Consider the following 15,567-nt stretch of genomic DNA (forward strand, 5'->3'; position numbering starts at 1 on the left):
AATGTCACAGGGATTTACAAGGATTTTATTGGAGCAAAAATACATTGTTCTGACTTCCATATTACTGTTCTTCGGTATTTATGGACTGAATCATTATTTCCCTATAACGCTTGATGACTGGACATACAGTATGACTGCCGAAGGCAATAGAGTTGGCTTTTCTGACATTATTCCGTATCAATATGTTCATTACTTCAAGTGGGGAGGACGCTCGGTTGTTCATGCGATAGCTCAGTTTATGCTTGCTGCAGGTGTTTTCTGGGGGGATGTTATCAATAGCATTGGGTATATAGTATTAGTTGTAACAATCTATTATATAGTAAATAAAGGAAACAAGAGTAATTTGTCACTTTTCGTTGCAATAAACTTGTTGATCTGGTTTCTTACTCCCGCATTGATCGAAAATGTTTTTTGGATTACCGGAAGTGCAAATTATATGTGGGGGACCTTACTCATCCTATTGTTTCTATCTTTCTATTGCTCTGCTTACCTTACAGGAAAGTCTAAAGATAGTTGGATAAAAGCCTTTTCAATGTTTTTGCTTGGTATTATTGCCGGATGGACAAATGAGAATATGGCTGTGGCGATGATCTTTTTTGTTATATGTTTAATTATATTAGCGAAAAAGGAAAAGCAAACGTTACACAAATGGATGATATTAGGGCTTATAGGAGCTATTGTAGGATGTGCTTTTATGTTGTTAGCACCAGGCAATTATATAAGAAATGCAGGAGAACTTAGCAACCTGAATTCGGGAGGCACTGAACCTATATACATGTTTTATGTTTATAGGTTTACAAGCATTTTGAAAATATCTACTTGGTATGCACTTATTCCAACGGTTATATATACAATCTTTTTATTCCTATATTTCAAATTCAAAAAGAAAGAAAGTAATAATAAGATATTGTTTTTGTCCTTGTTATTTGCTGTTACAGCAGGTGTGGGAACGTTGGCTATGACTGGTGCACCTACTTTCCCTACCCGGGTGTGGTTTGCTATACTGATATTCCTGTTTATTGCTACAGGGTTGCTATATGCCAATCTGGATTTTACCATTTCCTTTATAAAGAAGTCTTTATACTTAACTGTAGGAGTTGCTTCTTTAGTCTTTGTTTATTCATATTGGCTAAGTCTCGAAGACTTTAAGCGGATACACGGAATATGGGCAGAAAGAGATCGGATTGTGCTTGCTGAAAAGCAAAAAGGGATTAAAGATATTATAATATACGGACGTTTTACTGCATCTGAATCTATATTGGTACGTCCCAAAACGGGAGATATTCCTTTGGATTCTATCGAGTGGATGCAGAAAGGGTATGGAAATTATATGGGTGTAAACTCAGTTAAAATTTTTGATGTAGAAAATAAATAAATTGATGCAAAAGATACAAGATATATTGAAAGAGAGGATACTTATCCTTGATGGTGCTATGGGAAGCCTTATTCAGCAGTATAAATTGAAAGAAGAGGATTTCAGAGGCGAGCGTTTTCGTGATAGTGCAATATTACAAAAAGGGAATAATGATTTGCTTAATCTCACACGCCCGGATATAATAGAAGAAATTCATCGAAAGTATCTGGATGCGGGAGCTGATATTATTGAAACAAATACATTCAATGCAACAGCTATATCCTTAGAGGATTATAACATGTCGCATCTGGCAAAAGAAATAAATAGAGAGGCAGCGAAAATAGCAAAAAAAGCTGCTATAGATTATACAAACCTGAATCCGGATAAGCCTCGTTTTGTTGCGGGTTCTATTGGACCGACCAATAAAACGGCATCAATGAGCCCTAAGGTTGAAAATCCGATCTATCGTGCTGTTACTTTTGATGACTTGTCTTCTGCCTATAAGGAGCAGATAGAAGGGCTTGCGGATGGCGGTGTTGATCTATTGCTCATAGAAACGATATTTGACACGCTAAATGCAAAGGCTGCCTTATTCGCTGCCGAAGAGGTTCGCAAAGAAAGAAATATAGAGTTGCCGATAATGATATCTGTTACTTTATCAGATAAAGCAGGACGTACATTATCAGGTCAAACAATAGGAGGATTTTTGGCATCAGTCAATCATATCGATTATCTTTCGGTCGGGCTTAATTGCTCTTTTGGAGCATCGGATATGAAACCATTCTTAAAGGAATTGGCTCGAATGGCTCCAAGTTTTATCTCAGCATATCCAAATGCAGGGTTGCCAAACCAGTTTGGAGAATATGATCAGACTCCCGATATAATGGCTGAGCAGATCAGCGAATTCATCGGAGAAGGATTGGTAAATATTATTGGTGGCTGTTGTGGTACAACGCCCGAACATATAGCAAAGTATGTTGATTTGGTGAAGGATGCAAAACCTCATAAACCTGCCGAAAAGCCAAAATATATGTGGCTTTCGGGTTTAGAGTTGCTAGAGGCTAAGCCTGAAATTAATTTTATCAATATAGGAGAACGTCTCAATGTAGCGGGTTCTCGCAAGTTTCTTCGCCTGATAAAAGAAGAGAAATATGAAGAGGCTCTAACTATTGCTCATAAGCAGGTAGAAGATGGGGCGCAGGTACTCGACGTGAATATGGATGAAGGGCTACTTGATGGGGTAAAAGAAATGACTACTTTCCTCAACATGATGGCCTCCGATCCTGATGTCTCTCGTATTCCTGTGATGATTGACTCCTCGAAGTGGGAAGTGTTGGAAGCCGGTCTAAAATGCGTTCAAGGAAAGGCTATTGTAAATTCAATATCGCTAAAAGGCGGAGAGGAAGAATTTCTTCGTCACGCTCGTCTTGTAAGACAATATGGTGCAGCAGTCATCATAATGGCTTTTGATGAAACAGGGCAAGCCGATACATTCTCCCGTAGAATAGAAATATGTGAGAGAGCATACAAGTTATTGGTGAATGACGGATTCGATCCGCTTGATATTATCTTCGACCCCAATATTTTGGCTATAGCTACCGGCATAGAAGAACACCGTAATTATGCTGTTGATTTCCTAGAAACTATTACATGGATAAAGAAAAACCTTCCGCATGCTAAAATTAGTGGAGGGGTAAGTAATTTATCTTTCTCCTTCCGTGGAAATGACTATGTGCGAGAAGCCATGCATGCCGTATTCCTCTATTATGCTATTCAGAGGGGAATGGATATGGGTATTGTTAATCCGGGGCAATCGGTGGTGTATGATGATATTCCACTCGAACTTAAAGATCTGGTAGAAGATGTGATCTTTAACCGCAGACCGGAAGCTACTGACGAACTTATCGAATATGCAGAACGCATTAAAAATGAGAAGAACGGGCAGACTGAACAAAAAGTGGAAGAGTGGAGATCATTCCCGCTTGATGAACGTATCCAGTACTCATTAATAAAGGGTATTAGCGACCACTTGGAAGAAGACTTGGAAGAAGCTCTCAAAGTATATCCTAAGGCTGTGGATATAATTGATAAGCCTCTGATGGACGGTATGAACAAGGTCGGCGACCTGTTTGGCTCGGGTAAGATGTTTTTGCCGCAAGTGGTGAAAACAGCTCGTACAATGAAGCGTGCCGTGGCTATTCTTCAACCAACACTGGAAGCGCAGAAATCATCTTCGGCAGGGAGCAATAAAGCCGGAAAGCTTGTTATTGCGACTGTGAAAGGCGATGTCCATGATATCGGTAAAAACATTGTAGCTATAATTCTTGCTTGCAACAACTATGAAGTTATAGACTTGGGGGTTATGACTCCTCCTGAGGTTATTATTCAGAAAGTAAAGGAAGAACAGCCGGATATTCTTTGCTTAAGCGGATTGATTACCCCATCGCTGGAAGAAATGAGTATTGTTGCTCACGAGATGGAAAAGGCAGGATTCTCTATTCCATTGATGATTGGCGGTGCAACTACATCTAAACTGCATACAGCAATAAAGATAGATCCTAAATATAATAATGGATCAGTAGTTTATGTAAAAGATGCGTCTCAGGCTCCTGCTGCTGTAAGTAAATTAATAAATCCGAATACAAAAGAAAATTATATAAACGAAGTAAAACAGGAATATTCTCAATTAAGAGATAATGCCGGAGATAAAAAGGCAGATCTGTTACCTCTATCTGAAGTTTTAGATAAAGGAATGCCAATAGACTGGTCTGAATATAAAACACCTGAGCCGAAAGTAAAAGGGCGACAGGTTTTGAAGAAGATACTGGTTGATGAAATAGTTCCGTATGTGGATTGGAAGTTCTTCTTCCATTCATGGAATTTGTCAGCTCGTTATGCATCCGTGCAGCATATTGATGATTGTTCTTCGTGTCGTACGTCATGGTTGAATTCTTTTCCCGAGCACGAACGAGAAAAAGCAAGCGAAGGTATGCAGCTTTATAAAGATGCGAAGGCATTGTTAGATCAATTGATATTTGATAAAGTAGGGTATATCAATGCTGTTTTTGGTGTTTTCGAGGCATATAGCGAAAATGAATGTCTTTACATCGATGATGTCTGTTTTCCTATGCTTCGTCAGCAAAAAAAGAATGACAGAGGAGAATATTTGTCTCTTTGCGATTTTGTTGCACCTAAATCATCCGGCAAGAAGGACTATGTAGGAGGTTTTACAGTAACTGCCGGAGTAGGCTCGAATGAATTGATGAGCGAATTCGAGCAGCAGGGTGACGAATACAAAGTTCTATTACTAAAGTCAGTGTTAGATCGGTTGGCAGAAGCTACAACTGAGTGGTTGCACGCAAAAATAAGAAGAGAGTATTGGGGCTTTGCTGCTGACGAAAATATTTCAGTCAATGATATGTTTACTCTTAAATATCAGGGTATTCGTCCGGCAGTAGGCTATCCGTCTATTCCCGATCAGTCTATCAACTTTTTGTTGAATAATGACCTGCTACAATCGAAAGAAATAGGAGTAGAACTTACCGAAAATGGCGTTATGTTACCCAATGCTTCGGTAAGTGGAATAATCATATCTCATCCTAAATCGAAATATTTTAATATTGGAAATATTCTCGATGATCAGATGGAATCCTATGTTGAAAGAAGGGGAGAGGAAGCAGAGGTCATTCGCAAATTTTTAAGTGCGAATCTGATATAAATATAAAATAAGGGACAAAACAGGTAAATAAGAAACCTTCAATAAAGTGTTACTTTTGTCACTTTTCTGGAAAATAGAAACGATAATTGTTTCTCATTCTAGAAATGTATGATTCAGAAAAAATAATATTATCACAATGGAATTTTTTGATCTTCTATCCTATAGCTTTTTTCAGAATGCTCTTCTAGGTAGTCTTTTTGCCTCTATTGCGTGTGGAATTATAGGATCGTATGTTGTTATCCGCAGATTAGTTTTTATTAGTGGAGGGATAACACATGCTTCGCTCGGTGGTATAGGAATGGGCTTTTATTTTGGGTGGAATCCAATTCTGTCGGCAATGATTTTTTCTATACTGTCGGCATTTGGTATTGAGTGGCTTTCTTCAAGGCAGGGTGTTAGAGAAGACTCTGCTATTGGCTCATTCTGGTCTTTAGGGATGGCTGTTGGTATTATTTTCATCTATCTAAAGCCTGGGTTTGCCCCCAATCTTTCCGATTATCTCTTTGGGAATATTTTAACTATAACAAAACCAGATATTGTATATCTGGCTGTTTTATCATTGGTGCTTATCATTGTTTTTTTACTTTTTGGGCGACAAATACTTTTTGCAGCATTTGATCCTGATTTTGCAAAGACGCGTAATCTTTCTGTCAATCTGATTAAGTATGCTATGATGATGGGTATAGCAATAACAATCGTTTTGTCTATCCGTTTGGTTGGGATCGTTCTGTTGATGTCTATATTGACTGTTCCTCAGATGACAGCAAATCTATTCACTTCTAATTTTGTGAAGATGATTTTGCTATCTATTCTTATAGGGTTCGTAGGCTGTTTGGTCGGATTGTTTCTTTCTGCTGTTTTGGACGTACCATCCGGCGTATTTATTATTTTTACTCAGATAATAGTATTTCTTGTATCCCGATGGATCGTCAAATTAATACATAAGAAGCAATTGATCGGTTCTTTAGAGAGGAACTGATTAACAGATAATAAAGTAAATTATAGCATCAGCCTTTTCCTATTATATCTTTCAGTGATATATTTTTTACACTCGATTTTCGGAAAAGCAGCGCACTGATACATATTCCTATTGCCAAGGTGAATAAAAGAGACATTGTCAGCATAAGATTGTGTGACATCTCTATGAGTATACGAGGGTTCTGCTCTACAATTGTTAGGTCTGTAACCTTTATTCCGGCAAGCATCGTTTTATAAGCAAACATACCCGGTATCATCGTAATACAGGCCGGCATTGTAAATACAACAGGAGGACTGTCTACCTTATGTGCAGCAAAAATGCCTATCAGTCCTATCAATACAGATCCCGCCAGAGTTGCGGTTATTAACCCGAAATCGAGCTGAACCAGAATAAAACGAATGCAATGTCCCATTCCTCCCAGCAGGCCGGCTACCCATAACAAACGTTTAGGTGAACCAAATAATATAGCCCAACAGAAGCCGACGATGAATGCAATGCCAAAGTCGCGTAGTATATTTATGATAGTAAGTTCTTCCATTTTTTTCTAAAAATTATTGATCCCCATTAATGTAATACATAAGGTCATCCCTGCGGCAATACAAAGTAAAATAAACCCTCCGAATAAGGCTCTGTTGATTGCAGACGAGAGGTATCCTTCTATCAGATCTATAACACAATTTATAAGAGGAACTCCCGGTATAAGATATAATACGCCTGTAGCCATAGCTGCTTCGGGATGCGCTCCGATTCCATATAGCCTTCCAAGCCCGGTAATGAGAGTGGTAACAAAAGCTGCTATCGATATACAAATCATAGAGTTGAAATTCTTCTTCGAGAAGGCGACACGGACAAAATAACCTAAAAAAGCAGCAACGAAAGTTACTACAGCATTCATCGAATCTCCTAATGAGAAAAGGCATAGACCTGCACATGAAAGCCCGACAGCTATAGCAACATATATATCTTTATAATATGGTTTAGCTTTGATTAGAGCAAATTCGTTTTCCGCTTCGGTGATGGAAAGTTTCTCTTCTTTTACTTTCCACGACAAATGTGATATTTCGGTCAAAACAGCAAGGTGGACATTGTGAGGGGGCGAATTCTTAAATCTGGTGACTGTATTTGCAGGGTCGTTCAGATCTTTTAGCGTAATTAACAGCCCTTTGAACGTCGGATCTATATGCAGATCAAACTCCCATGTCGAAGCCATTCTCCCCAGATTACTGTTCAGTCTTCCGCAGTGCGCGCCCGATGCAAGTAGATAAGTACCTATATCTAAAATGAGATCAGCTAAGCGTTGCGCTGGTATTTTTACTTTTTCTGTTGTATCTTTATACTCTAACATTCCAACCTTAATTTTACAACAAAGATATTAAAGAATATTTAATGTAGTAAACACTTATAATTGAGTTTATAAACGTGAGTTTAATTTATAATAATATATAGCTTTAAATTAGTAATTTAAAAAGAAAACCATGTGTAAAAAGATTTGTTCAACCTTTTTTATATTATTATTCGTTTTTTCTATTAGTTCTTTTTCTCAGAAGAAACATACGTTTGAGATTAAGAATGGAGATTTTGTATATGACGGAAAACCGGTAAGAATAATTTCAGGCGAAATGCATTATCCGCGTATTCCTCACCAATATTGGCGTCATCGTATGCAGATGCTAAAAGCAATGGGGCTAAATGCCGTGGCCACTTATGTATTCTGGAATATTCATGAGCCTGAACCCGGTAAATGGGATTTTACAGGAGATAAGAATCTTGCCGAATATATAAAAATAGCAGGTGAAGAAGGATTGATGGTGATACTTCGTCCCGGTCCGTATGTATGTGCTGAGTGGGAATTTGGAGGTTATCCTTGGTGGCTTCAGAATGTAGAGGGTTTGGAATTGAGACGTGATAACGAACAATTTCTAAAATATACCCAGTTATATATAAATAGATTGTATAAGGAAGTTGGAAATTTGCAAATAACTAAAGGTGGCCCTATTGTTATGGTGCAGGCAGAAAATGAATTCGGATCTTATGTCTCCCAACGTAAAGATATTCCATTGGAAGAGCATCGCAGATACAATGCAAAAATCGTTCAGCAATTAAAAGATGCAGGTTTCGATGTTCCATCTTTTACTTCGGATGGAAGTTGGTTGTTTGAAGGAGGTGCTGTTCCCGGAGCTTTGCCAACTGCAAATGGGGAAAGTAATATAGAGAATTTAAAGAAAGCTGTAGATAAGTATAATGGAGGACAAGGACCTTATATGGTTGCAGAGTTTTATCCCGGATGGCTTGCTCACTGGCTCGAACCTCATCCTCAGATAAGTGCTACAAGTATAGCTCGTCAAACAGAAAAGTATTTACAGAATAATGTGTCTATCAACTATTACATGGTGCATGGCGGAACTAATTTTGGTTTTACCAGTGGCGCTAACTATGATAAGAAACATGATATTCAGCCCGATCTTACTAGCTACGATTACGATGCACCTATTAGCGAAGCCGGATGGGTAACACCAAAATACGACTCGCTTCGTAATGTAATTAAAAAATATGTCAATTACTCTTTGCCTAAGGTTCCCGCTGCTATACCTGTTATAGAGATCCCATCTATTAAACTTGACAAGATCGCTACCTTAGACGGATTGAACTCAAAAGTAGTGGAAAATAATAAACCTATGACTTTCGAACAGTTAAACCAAGGTTATGGATATGTTTTATATAAAAAGCACTTCAATCAGCCAATAAGCGGTACACTGAAGATAAATGGTTTGCGCGATTATGCCATTATATATGCAAACGATGAAAAGGTAGGGGAGCTTAACCGATATTTTAATCAAGATTCTATCGATGTTGACATTCCATTCAATTCTACGTTAGAGATCTTAGTAGAGAACATGGGACGCATCAATTACGGATCAGAGATTGTTCATAACACAAAAGGAATCATCAGCCCTGTTATAATAAACGGAATGGAGATAGAAGGTGATTGGCAAATGTACCAGATACCGATGGATGAAGCTCCTGATTTTAGTAAGATGCAAAAAAATAGCGTATTTGGTAACACCGAATCAGCAGCGAAACGTCTTCTCGGAGCTCCGGCCTTATATAAAGGAACATTCAATCTGACAGAAACAGGGGATACATTCCTCGATATGGAAGATTGGGGCAAAGGTATTGTCTTTATAAATGGTAAGAACATCGGGCGTTATTGGCATGTAGGACCTCAACAAACGTTATATGTTCCGGGGGTATGGCTGAAAAAAGGACAAAATGAGATCGTAATTTTTGAACAACAGCATGATAAGCATCACACAGAAGTAAGAACAACAAAAGTTCCTGTGTTGACAAATCTTAAGTTGCCTCAATAAAATAAATATAGAAAGAGGCTGTCTAGTCTCAGACAGCCTCTTTTTTATTTTCAAAGAAACGAAATCTTATTCAGATTTTTGAACTTCTTGTATAATCTCCATACCTTTCATTATTGCCTGCTCATTCATTGGCAGTAAACCATGGTGACGTTCAGGTAAAGATTTTTTCAATCCTTTCATAACGTTTTCGAGTTTTACCATTGGGCTTACTTTCAATAATCCACCTAGAACAATCATATTGAATGCTTTCGTATTTTTCATCAATATAGCTGTATCCACAGCTTCAACTTTATAGATATTGATATCCTTGCGTGTTGGTGGATGTTGAAATCCGTTCGGGTCATAAATTAATATTCCTCCCGGTTTTACATGCGACTCGAATTTGTCCAATGACGGCTGATTTAAAATAATCGCAATATCAAACTCATTCACTATCGGCGAGCTGATGGGGCTGTCGCTCAATATTACAGTCACGTTAGCTGTGCCACCACGTTGCTCCGGTCCGTAAGAAGGGAACCATGAAACTTCTTTATCTTCCATCAGACCTGAATAAGCAAGGATTTTACCCATAGATAATACACCTTGTCCTCCAAAACCTGCTATAATTATTTCTTGTGTCATGTTTCTTTGTTTAAATATTTTTCAAATCGCCTAATGGATATGCAGGAAACATATTTTCTACCATCCAATCGTTAGCTGCCTGAGGAGACATTTTCCATCCGGCATTACATGTAGATACAATTTCTACAATAGATGTACCTTTATTCTCCATCGAGTTTTCGAACGCTTTACGTATCATGCGTTTCGCTTTCTTTACAGAGGCTGCTGTATGAACGCTCTGACGAGTAGCCAGACAAACTCCTTGTAACTGAGCCAACAGATCGAGAATCTTGAGAGGGTATCCACTCTCGTGAGTATCGCGTCCGTTAGGAGATGTTGATGTTATCATTTGGCTAAGGGTTGTTGGAGCCATTTGTCCCCCGGTCATGCCATAAATTCCGTTATTTATAAAGATTATAGCAATATTTTCACCTCTATTAGCCGCATGTATCGTTTCACCAGTACCAATGGCAGCTAAGTCTCCGTCTCCCTGATATGTAAATACCATTTTATCGGGATTCAGTCGTTTTGCTGCTGTAGCCAGTGCCGGAGCACGTCCGTGTGCAGCTTCCTGCCAGTCGATATCCAAATAGTTGTATGCAAACACAGCACAACCAACCGGAGCTATACCGATTGTTTTATCACGCAATTCCATATCATCAATAACCTCAGCTATCAACTTATGAACTACACCATGTGAACAACCCGGGCAGTAATGCATGTCCACATCGTTCATCAACGCAGGCTTGGCATATACTAGGTTAGCCGGATCTATAATATTTGTACTCATAATTGTTTAAACTTTGAATTTTAAGGTCTCAGACCTACTTACTATTCTCGCAAATGTAATGAACACTTGCCTATCTTAATATCGTTTTTCAACAGTCAAATTTATTCTGCAAGGCGTCTACTACTTCGCTTGGTGTAGGAACAATTCCACCCAAACGTCCGTAATGTTCAACCTTTACTTTACCGTTTACAGCCAAACGAACATCCTCGACCATCTGTCCGGCGTTCATTTCCACTGTAAGCATTCCTTTTACCTTTGTTGAATATTTGTCAATCTCCTTCGATGGGAACGGCCACAAAGTTATTGGGCGTATAAGACCCACCTTTATTCCTTGAGCACGTGCTATCTCCATTGCCTTTTGGCATATACGGGCAGCAGACCCAAATGCAACAAGTATATAATCTGCATCTTCGCAGTTTACTTCCTGGTGCAAACAAACATCTTTCTCTATCTTCTTAAACTTAGCTTGAAAACGGAGGTTATTTATCTCCATCTTATACGGATCAAGTTCCAGCGAAGTTATTACATTCGGTTTTCTATCAGCTGGTTTTCCAAGGGTAGCCCAAGGACATTGTTCGCGTATCTCCTTTTCGGTTCTTCTTCGTTTAAATTCCGGAAGTTTTACCTTTTCCATCATTTGCCCGATAACACCATCGGTAAGTATCATAGCCGGTGTTTGATATTTGAACGCGAGATCGAATCCCAATGCAACAAAGTCCACCATTTCTTGTACCGACGCAGGAGCAAGAGTTATCAGGTTATAATCGCCATGCCCTCCTCCTTTTACAGTTTGGAAATAATCGGCTTGCGATGGTTGTATTGTACCCAATCCGGGTCCTCCACGCATAACATTCACTAACAAACAAGGCAATTCGGCTCCGGCAAGATAAGACACCCCTTCGAGCATTAAGCTCATGCCCGGGCTTGAAGATGAGGTCATCACGGCCTTGCCGCATCCGGCTCCCCCGTAAACCATATTTATAGATGCTATTTCGCTTTCAGCCTGAAGTACAACCATACCGGTAGTATTCCACGGTGCTTCGGCCATCAACGTTTCCATTATCTCCGATTGAGGAGTAATAGGATAGCCAAAATATCCGTCTGTCCCATATCTAATTGCAGCATGAGCTATGGCTTCATTGCCTTTCATTAAAACTATTTCTTCTGACATAATTTTTGGTTAATTAAAAAAACGAATCTACTAAGCGAAAAAGCTGTATTGATTCGTCATCATTTATTCAAATTTTTTCTTGTAGACTGTGAGACATCCGTCAGGACATACATAACCACAATTGGCACAACCTATACAAGCATCTGGATTTTTCATGTAAACGTAGTGATAACCCCGACTGTTAACTTCACGAGGTTGAAGTTCTAAAACATCACAAGGACATGAAACCACACAGAGGTCACAGCCCTTACAACGTTCTTCGTTTACAACTACTGTTCCTTTTATTTTGGCCATTTTTCTTTATAATAATTTTTTTAGTAATCGCTAACTATAATAAAGTTCTCATTTGATCCCCACACAAAGGTAGATGTTATTCTTATTATATTCCTTTTTTTTATGAATAAAGATGTTAAAAAAAAGATGTCTTAAAACATATTGAGCTAGCATTTTATCATACAAAATCCAATAATCTCTATCTTTGGGGAGGTTCGGTCTTTATTTGGTTAGGTTTCCGCTGGTTGTACTTACTATTTGTACTAAATCTAGCGGATTTAACTGAATTTGTAGACCTCTTTTTCCGGCACTAATGTAAATATATTCGAACGCTTCATAAGATTTATCGATATAGGTTGGAAATAATTTTTTCATACCAATAGGAGAGCAAGCGCCTCTTATATATCCTGTGATGTTAAGAAGCTCTTTCATCGGTATCATATCACAACTCTTATTTCCTGAGATTTTCGCAGCTGCTTTCAAGTCAAGCTCTTCTGCTCCGGGTATAATACAAACAAAATAACCGGATTTATCTCCTTTCAGTACCAGTGTTTTAAAGACCTGTTCAACAGGCTCGTGTAACTGTTCGGCCACATGTATGGCACTAAGATCGGACTCGTCGACCTGATATGGAATAAGCTTATATTCTATTTTCTCTTTATCCAAAAGCCGGACCGCGTTTGTTTTATCAATCTTCATTTCTACTTATTTTTCTGCAAATAAAACAACTAAACACGATAGATGTTTACAAAGTCTATTTTGTACTCATATTAATTGCCATTATTGCTTTCTCATATATTAAGTTCAGAAAGAAAAATACAGGACTAGGATTGGAGAAAAGCACTGATTTTGTCAAATGTAAATCTGAATTGCTCGTCTACTTCATCTGCGATTTTTGGTAGTGCAGGAAATGGATCTTCATGTATATATTTGTATGGATAATCCAAAATTTCGATATTGATCGGGATATCCCTGCGTGAACCTTGCAGTGTATTTATCACTTCATAGGCTGGAACAACTTCATCCTTCGCCAATGTTATAGCATAAAACTGATGGCTCATTTTTCGGAATACTTCCTCCCGGCATTCTGTCAATACCCTATAATTCAGCATGCTTCTGAAGTTGTTGCCTTCCGGATGTGTATGCATATAATGACGAAGCACTTCGTCGCGTTTCATATGGCTATCCAGATGTTCTACGACATAAGAATAAAGACTTACATTGGCTTCACTGTCGAGGATGAATTTTGATACAGGTGATAGCCTGTTGAATACAGCTCCTCCACAAAAAGTAGCATACTTGGAGTTAGAGAAATGCCCATCTTTGTTGCTCATCATCAGTATTTCGCCTAAGAATGTACCTATAGAATATGAAAAGAAATCGATAGAAGCATCCTTATCTATAGCCGGATGTAGTCCTTCCTTGAAGTTTTCTACAAAGTCGATCACATCATAGTAGGTTTGCAACCCCGACCAAATAAAACGTTGAGGTTTATTATGCAAACGGGTACTGATCGCTACATTGGATAAACTGGAACAGATAACATCGGGATGTCGCATTTTTCGCTGCTCACTCACTCTGTACATTTCACGGGTGCTACTCCAAACCGCAGGAGCACGATTCATATGAAATGCTATAGGGAACATAACGACAGATTTACCCGTTTTATCAACGATATACTTAGCCCACGGTAAATATTTATACCATGTTTTTTCATTAAAGCCGTGAAACATGAGTATAATGCCCTTAGCTTTCGTTTCTTTCTTAGGCATTATCATGTGATATCTGAACTTGATATTCTCTAATATTTCAGCGTCTCTCTTGTTCAACATTTCCTGAATCACATCGGGCTCATAATCTTCAGGTACACTCGGTATAAATTCATAATCATCGTTATTGCCCAATCCTCCGGGAAGGATAAAACGATAATTGGAGTCGAAGGTAAAGTTACGCATTACCAAATTTTGATCGATCTCGATCTCACTATCAGTATAGTTCTCGATCTTCTTTAGATGATTAAAAAGGTCTATGTACTTCATTTTATTCTTATTTTTCTACCAGTAATTGATGTCCTATTCTACAAAACAAACATTTGCGAAGTTCGCAATATTCTCTCTTCAGTTGAATCATGGCCTGTGAGTCGGCTGCACTGTTTAATGGCATTTTCAATTTTGCAAAAAGCCTGGTTATACTATTTTGTTCAGGTTTTAGCATTTCCAAAAACTTTAGAGCTCGTTCGCAAAGGGCTTCATTGTCTATACTTTTCCCATATATAAATAATATTGGAGCTACAGTATTGATCAGTAAAATGTCGAGAGACGAATCACCCAGATACTTCGATTTGCGTTCCGATGTTACTCCAAATGCATAATGAGTCTGCCAATACTCAGAGGCATTGACATGAAACATCAGCCGGATACGTCCGATATCATCACAAGCTGTAATTTTAGAAAATAATACATGTGAACTATGCAACAAAGAAGCCAGTTGGGCAATTCTTATCTGAGGAAAAGCCGTAGGCCGTGATCTCATACTTTTGAATATATATGAATCTAACGGTTTTAGATCATATTTATTTTTCAGAAACTCATATTCTTTTTTCAACAAAACGAAGTAATCGTCTTCAACTTTCACATTATCAAGCATACCGGCCTGTCCGAATAAAAGAGCTTCTATTTGAATAATATTGTCTCCTTGTTTTTGAATACATTTCAACGGCAGACTAAGAGCTAATCGCTCAAAGGAGTCGGAGTTGAGACCGAATCCAAAATTTCGAGTAAGCAGCACATAAAAAGCATCTTCCCACGAGTTTTGGAAACGCTTTAACAAGCTTTCTATATGGTTTGCTTTTCTTTCAAGACGCTCTATCAGTAACGTATTCATCCACGAGCTGAGGTGAAAAGGCGGAATGTTTCCTATATAGTTGCGACACGGAATGTCTGTATTGGAATGAATTAGGAAATCATAGTTCTCTTTTATATGCTGCGGATAGACTATCTCGCATTGGATAACAGATTGTCCCAGTTCATTAAACACTTCACAATTAGCCTTCTCTACTACATGAAGTATCACCGAATTGTAGCTTTTATTTTTATGATGGTTATGCACTTTCCATTGATCTGAGCTTGTATGTATTTCTATATTTCCTGCCCATAGCTCACCATCTATTTTTATTTTAGCATTAAAATAATCGGGACCCTCATTCGTATTCGGTAAGCCCACGTCCAAAACTTCTATCTGACGACCATCAGTCGTTTTTAGTTCTTTTTGATAGAGTTTAAATTTCCAGATATAGTGTAAAATGTCTTCCATAA

The 15,567-nt window shown here is 38.3% G+C and carries 13 protein-coding genes; 4 read left to right on the forward strand and 9 right to left on the reverse strand.

Going from position 1 to position 15,567, the window contains the following annotated elements:
* Position 1 precedes the first annotated feature (1 nt).
* From HMPREF9456_RS05045 to HMPREF9456_RS05055, 3 genes are all read left to right on the forward strand, one after another.
* Positions 2-1,375 carry a DUF3329 domain-containing protein gene (locus tag HMPREF9456_RS05045; protein ID WP_006842388.1) on the forward strand — a complete coding sequence of 458 codons (1,374 nt, stop codon included), beginning with the start codon at positions 2-4 and terminating at the stop codon, positions 1,373-1,375.
* A gap of 4 nt (positions 1,376-1,379) precedes the next feature.
* Entirely contained in the window at positions 1,380-5,072 is a 3,693-nt protein-coding gene (gene metH / locus HMPREF9456_RS05050; protein WP_006842389.1) for a methionine synthase, read from the forward strand.
* A gap of 136 nt (positions 5,073-5,208) precedes the next feature.
* Positions 5,209-6,051, forward strand: coding sequence for a metal ABC transporter permease (locus tag HMPREF9456_RS05055; RefSeq protein WP_006842390.1), 843 nt, complete (start codon positions 5,209-5,211; stop codon positions 6,049-6,051).
* A 28-nt stretch (positions 6,052-6,079) separates the two neighbouring features.
* Here HMPREF9456_RS05055 and HMPREF9456_RS05060 read toward each other — a convergent pair whose 3' ends face one another.
* A complete protein-coding gene (locus HMPREF9456_RS05060) occupies positions 6,080-6,589 on the reverse strand; it encodes a threonine/serine exporter family protein (RefSeq protein ID WP_006842391.1) in 510 nt (169 codons plus the stop codon).
* A 6-nt stretch (positions 6,590-6,595) separates the two neighbouring features.
* Positions 6,596-7,396 carry a threonine/serine exporter family protein gene (locus HMPREF9456_RS05065; protein ID WP_006842392.1) on the reverse strand — a complete coding sequence of 267 codons (801 nt, stop codon included), beginning with the start codon at positions 7,394-7,396 and terminating at the stop codon, positions 6,596-6,598.
* A gap of 130 nt (positions 7,397-7,526) precedes the next feature.
* On the opposite strand from HMPREF9456_RS05065, the gene HMPREF9456_RS05070 reads away from it, so the two are divergent.
* A complete protein-coding gene (locus tag HMPREF9456_RS05070) occupies positions 7,527-9,419 on the forward strand; it encodes a glycoside hydrolase family 35 protein (protein WP_006842393.1) in 1,893 nt (630 codons plus the stop codon).
* Between the two features lie 66 nt (positions 9,420-9,485).
* Here HMPREF9456_RS05070 and HMPREF9456_RS05075 read toward each other — a convergent pair whose 3' ends face one another.
* The 7 genes from HMPREF9456_RS05075 to HMPREF9456_RS05100 form a co-directional block, all read right to left on the reverse strand.
* Entirely contained in the window at positions 9,486-10,040 is a 555-nt protein-coding gene (locus tag HMPREF9456_RS05075; RefSeq protein WP_006842394.1) for a 2-oxoacid:acceptor oxidoreductase family protein, read from the reverse strand.
* A gap of 10 nt (positions 10,041-10,050) precedes the next feature.
* Positions 10,051-10,809: a thiamine pyrophosphate-dependent enzyme gene (locus tag HMPREF9456_RS05080; protein ID WP_006842395.1), complete on the reverse strand. Its 759-nt coding sequence runs from the start codon at positions 10,807-10,809 to the stop codon at positions 10,051-10,053.
* An 88-nt stretch (positions 10,810-10,897) separates the two neighbouring features.
* A complete protein-coding gene (locus HMPREF9456_RS05085) occupies positions 10,898-11,980 on the reverse strand; it encodes a 3-methyl-2-oxobutanoate dehydrogenase subunit VorB (RefSeq protein WP_006842396.1) in 1,083 nt (360 codons plus the stop codon).
* A 63-nt stretch (positions 11,981-12,043) separates the two neighbouring features.
* On the reverse strand, positions 12,044-12,274 hold the full coding sequence (locus HMPREF9456_RS17015; protein ID WP_006842397.1) for a 4Fe-4S dicluster domain-containing protein: 231 nt from the start codon (positions 12,272-12,274) through the stop codon (positions 12,044-12,046).
* A gap of 201 nt (positions 12,275-12,475) precedes the next feature.
* Positions 12,476-12,952: a Cys-tRNA(Pro) deacylase gene (gene ybaK, locus HMPREF9456_RS05090; protein WP_006842398.1), complete on the reverse strand. Its 477-nt coding sequence runs from the start codon at positions 12,950-12,952 to the stop codon at positions 12,476-12,478.
* Positions 12,953-13,077: 125 nt separating this feature from the next.
* The gene (locus tag HMPREF9456_RS05095) at positions 13,078-14,292 is read right to left on the reverse strand and encodes a DUF6051 family protein (RefSeq protein ID WP_006842399.1); all 1,215 of its coding nucleotides are present in this window, start codon (positions 14,290-14,292) and stop codon (positions 13,078-13,080) included.
* A 7-nt stretch (positions 14,293-14,299) separates the two neighbouring features.
* The gene (locus HMPREF9456_RS05100) at positions 14,300-15,565 is read right to left on the reverse strand and encodes a DUF2851 family protein (RefSeq protein WP_006842400.1); all 1,266 of its coding nucleotides are present in this window, start codon (positions 15,563-15,565) and stop codon (positions 14,300-14,302) included.
* Positions 15,566-15,567 lie beyond the last annotated feature (2 nt).

The organism is Dysgonomonas mossii DSM 22836 (assembly GCF_000213575.1).
Lineage (GTDB): Bacteria > Bacteroidota > Bacteroidia > Bacteroidales > Dysgonomonadaceae > Dysgonomonas > Dysgonomonas mossii.

Coding starts and splice junctions, on each gene's coding strand:
- HMPREF9456_RS05045 (WP_006842388.1), top strand. CDS start 2: ATGTCACAGGGATTTACAAGGATTTTATTGGAGCAAAAATACATTGTT.
- metH (WP_006842389.1), top strand. CDS start 1,380: ATGCAAAAGATACAAGATATATTGAAAGAGAGGATACTTATCCTTGAT.
- HMPREF9456_RS05055 (WP_006842390.1), top strand. CDS start 5,209: ATGGAATTTTTTGATCTTCTATCCTATAGCTTTTTTCAGAATGCTCTT.
- HMPREF9456_RS05060 (WP_006842391.1), bottom strand. CDS start 6,589: ATGGAAGAACTTACTATCATAAATATACTACGCGACTTTGGCATTGCA.
- HMPREF9456_RS05065 (WP_006842392.1), bottom strand. CDS start 7,396: ATGTTAGAGTATAAAGATACAACAGAAAAAGTAAAAATACCAGCGCAA.
- HMPREF9456_RS05070 (WP_006842393.1), top strand. CDS start 7,527: ATGTGTAAAAAGATTTGTTCAACCTTTTTTATATTATTATTCGTTTTT.
- HMPREF9456_RS05075 (WP_006842394.1), bottom strand. CDS start 10,040: ATGACACAAGAAATAATTATAGCAGGTTTTGGAGGACAAGGTGTATTA.
- HMPREF9456_RS05080 (WP_006842395.1), bottom strand. CDS start 10,809: ATGAGTACAAATATTATAGATCCGGCTAACCTAGTATATGCCAAGCCT.
- HMPREF9456_RS05085 (WP_006842396.1), bottom strand. CDS start 11,980: ATGTCAGAAGAAATAGTTTTAATGAAAGGCAATGAAGCCATAGCTCAT.
- HMPREF9456_RS17015 (WP_006842397.1), bottom strand. CDS start 12,274: ATGGCCAAAATAAAAGGAACAGTAGTTGTAAACGAAGAACGTTGTAAG.
- ybaK (WP_006842398.1), bottom strand. CDS start 12,952: ATGAAGATTGATAAAACAAACGCGGTCCGGCTTTTGGATAAAGAGAAA.
- HMPREF9456_RS05095 (WP_006842399.1), bottom strand. CDS start 14,292: ATGAAGTACATAGACCTTTTTAATCATCTAAAGAAGATCGAGAACTAT.
- HMPREF9456_RS05100 (WP_006842400.1), bottom strand. CDS start 15,565: ATGGAAGACATTTTACACTATATCTGGAAATTTAAACTCTATCAAAAA.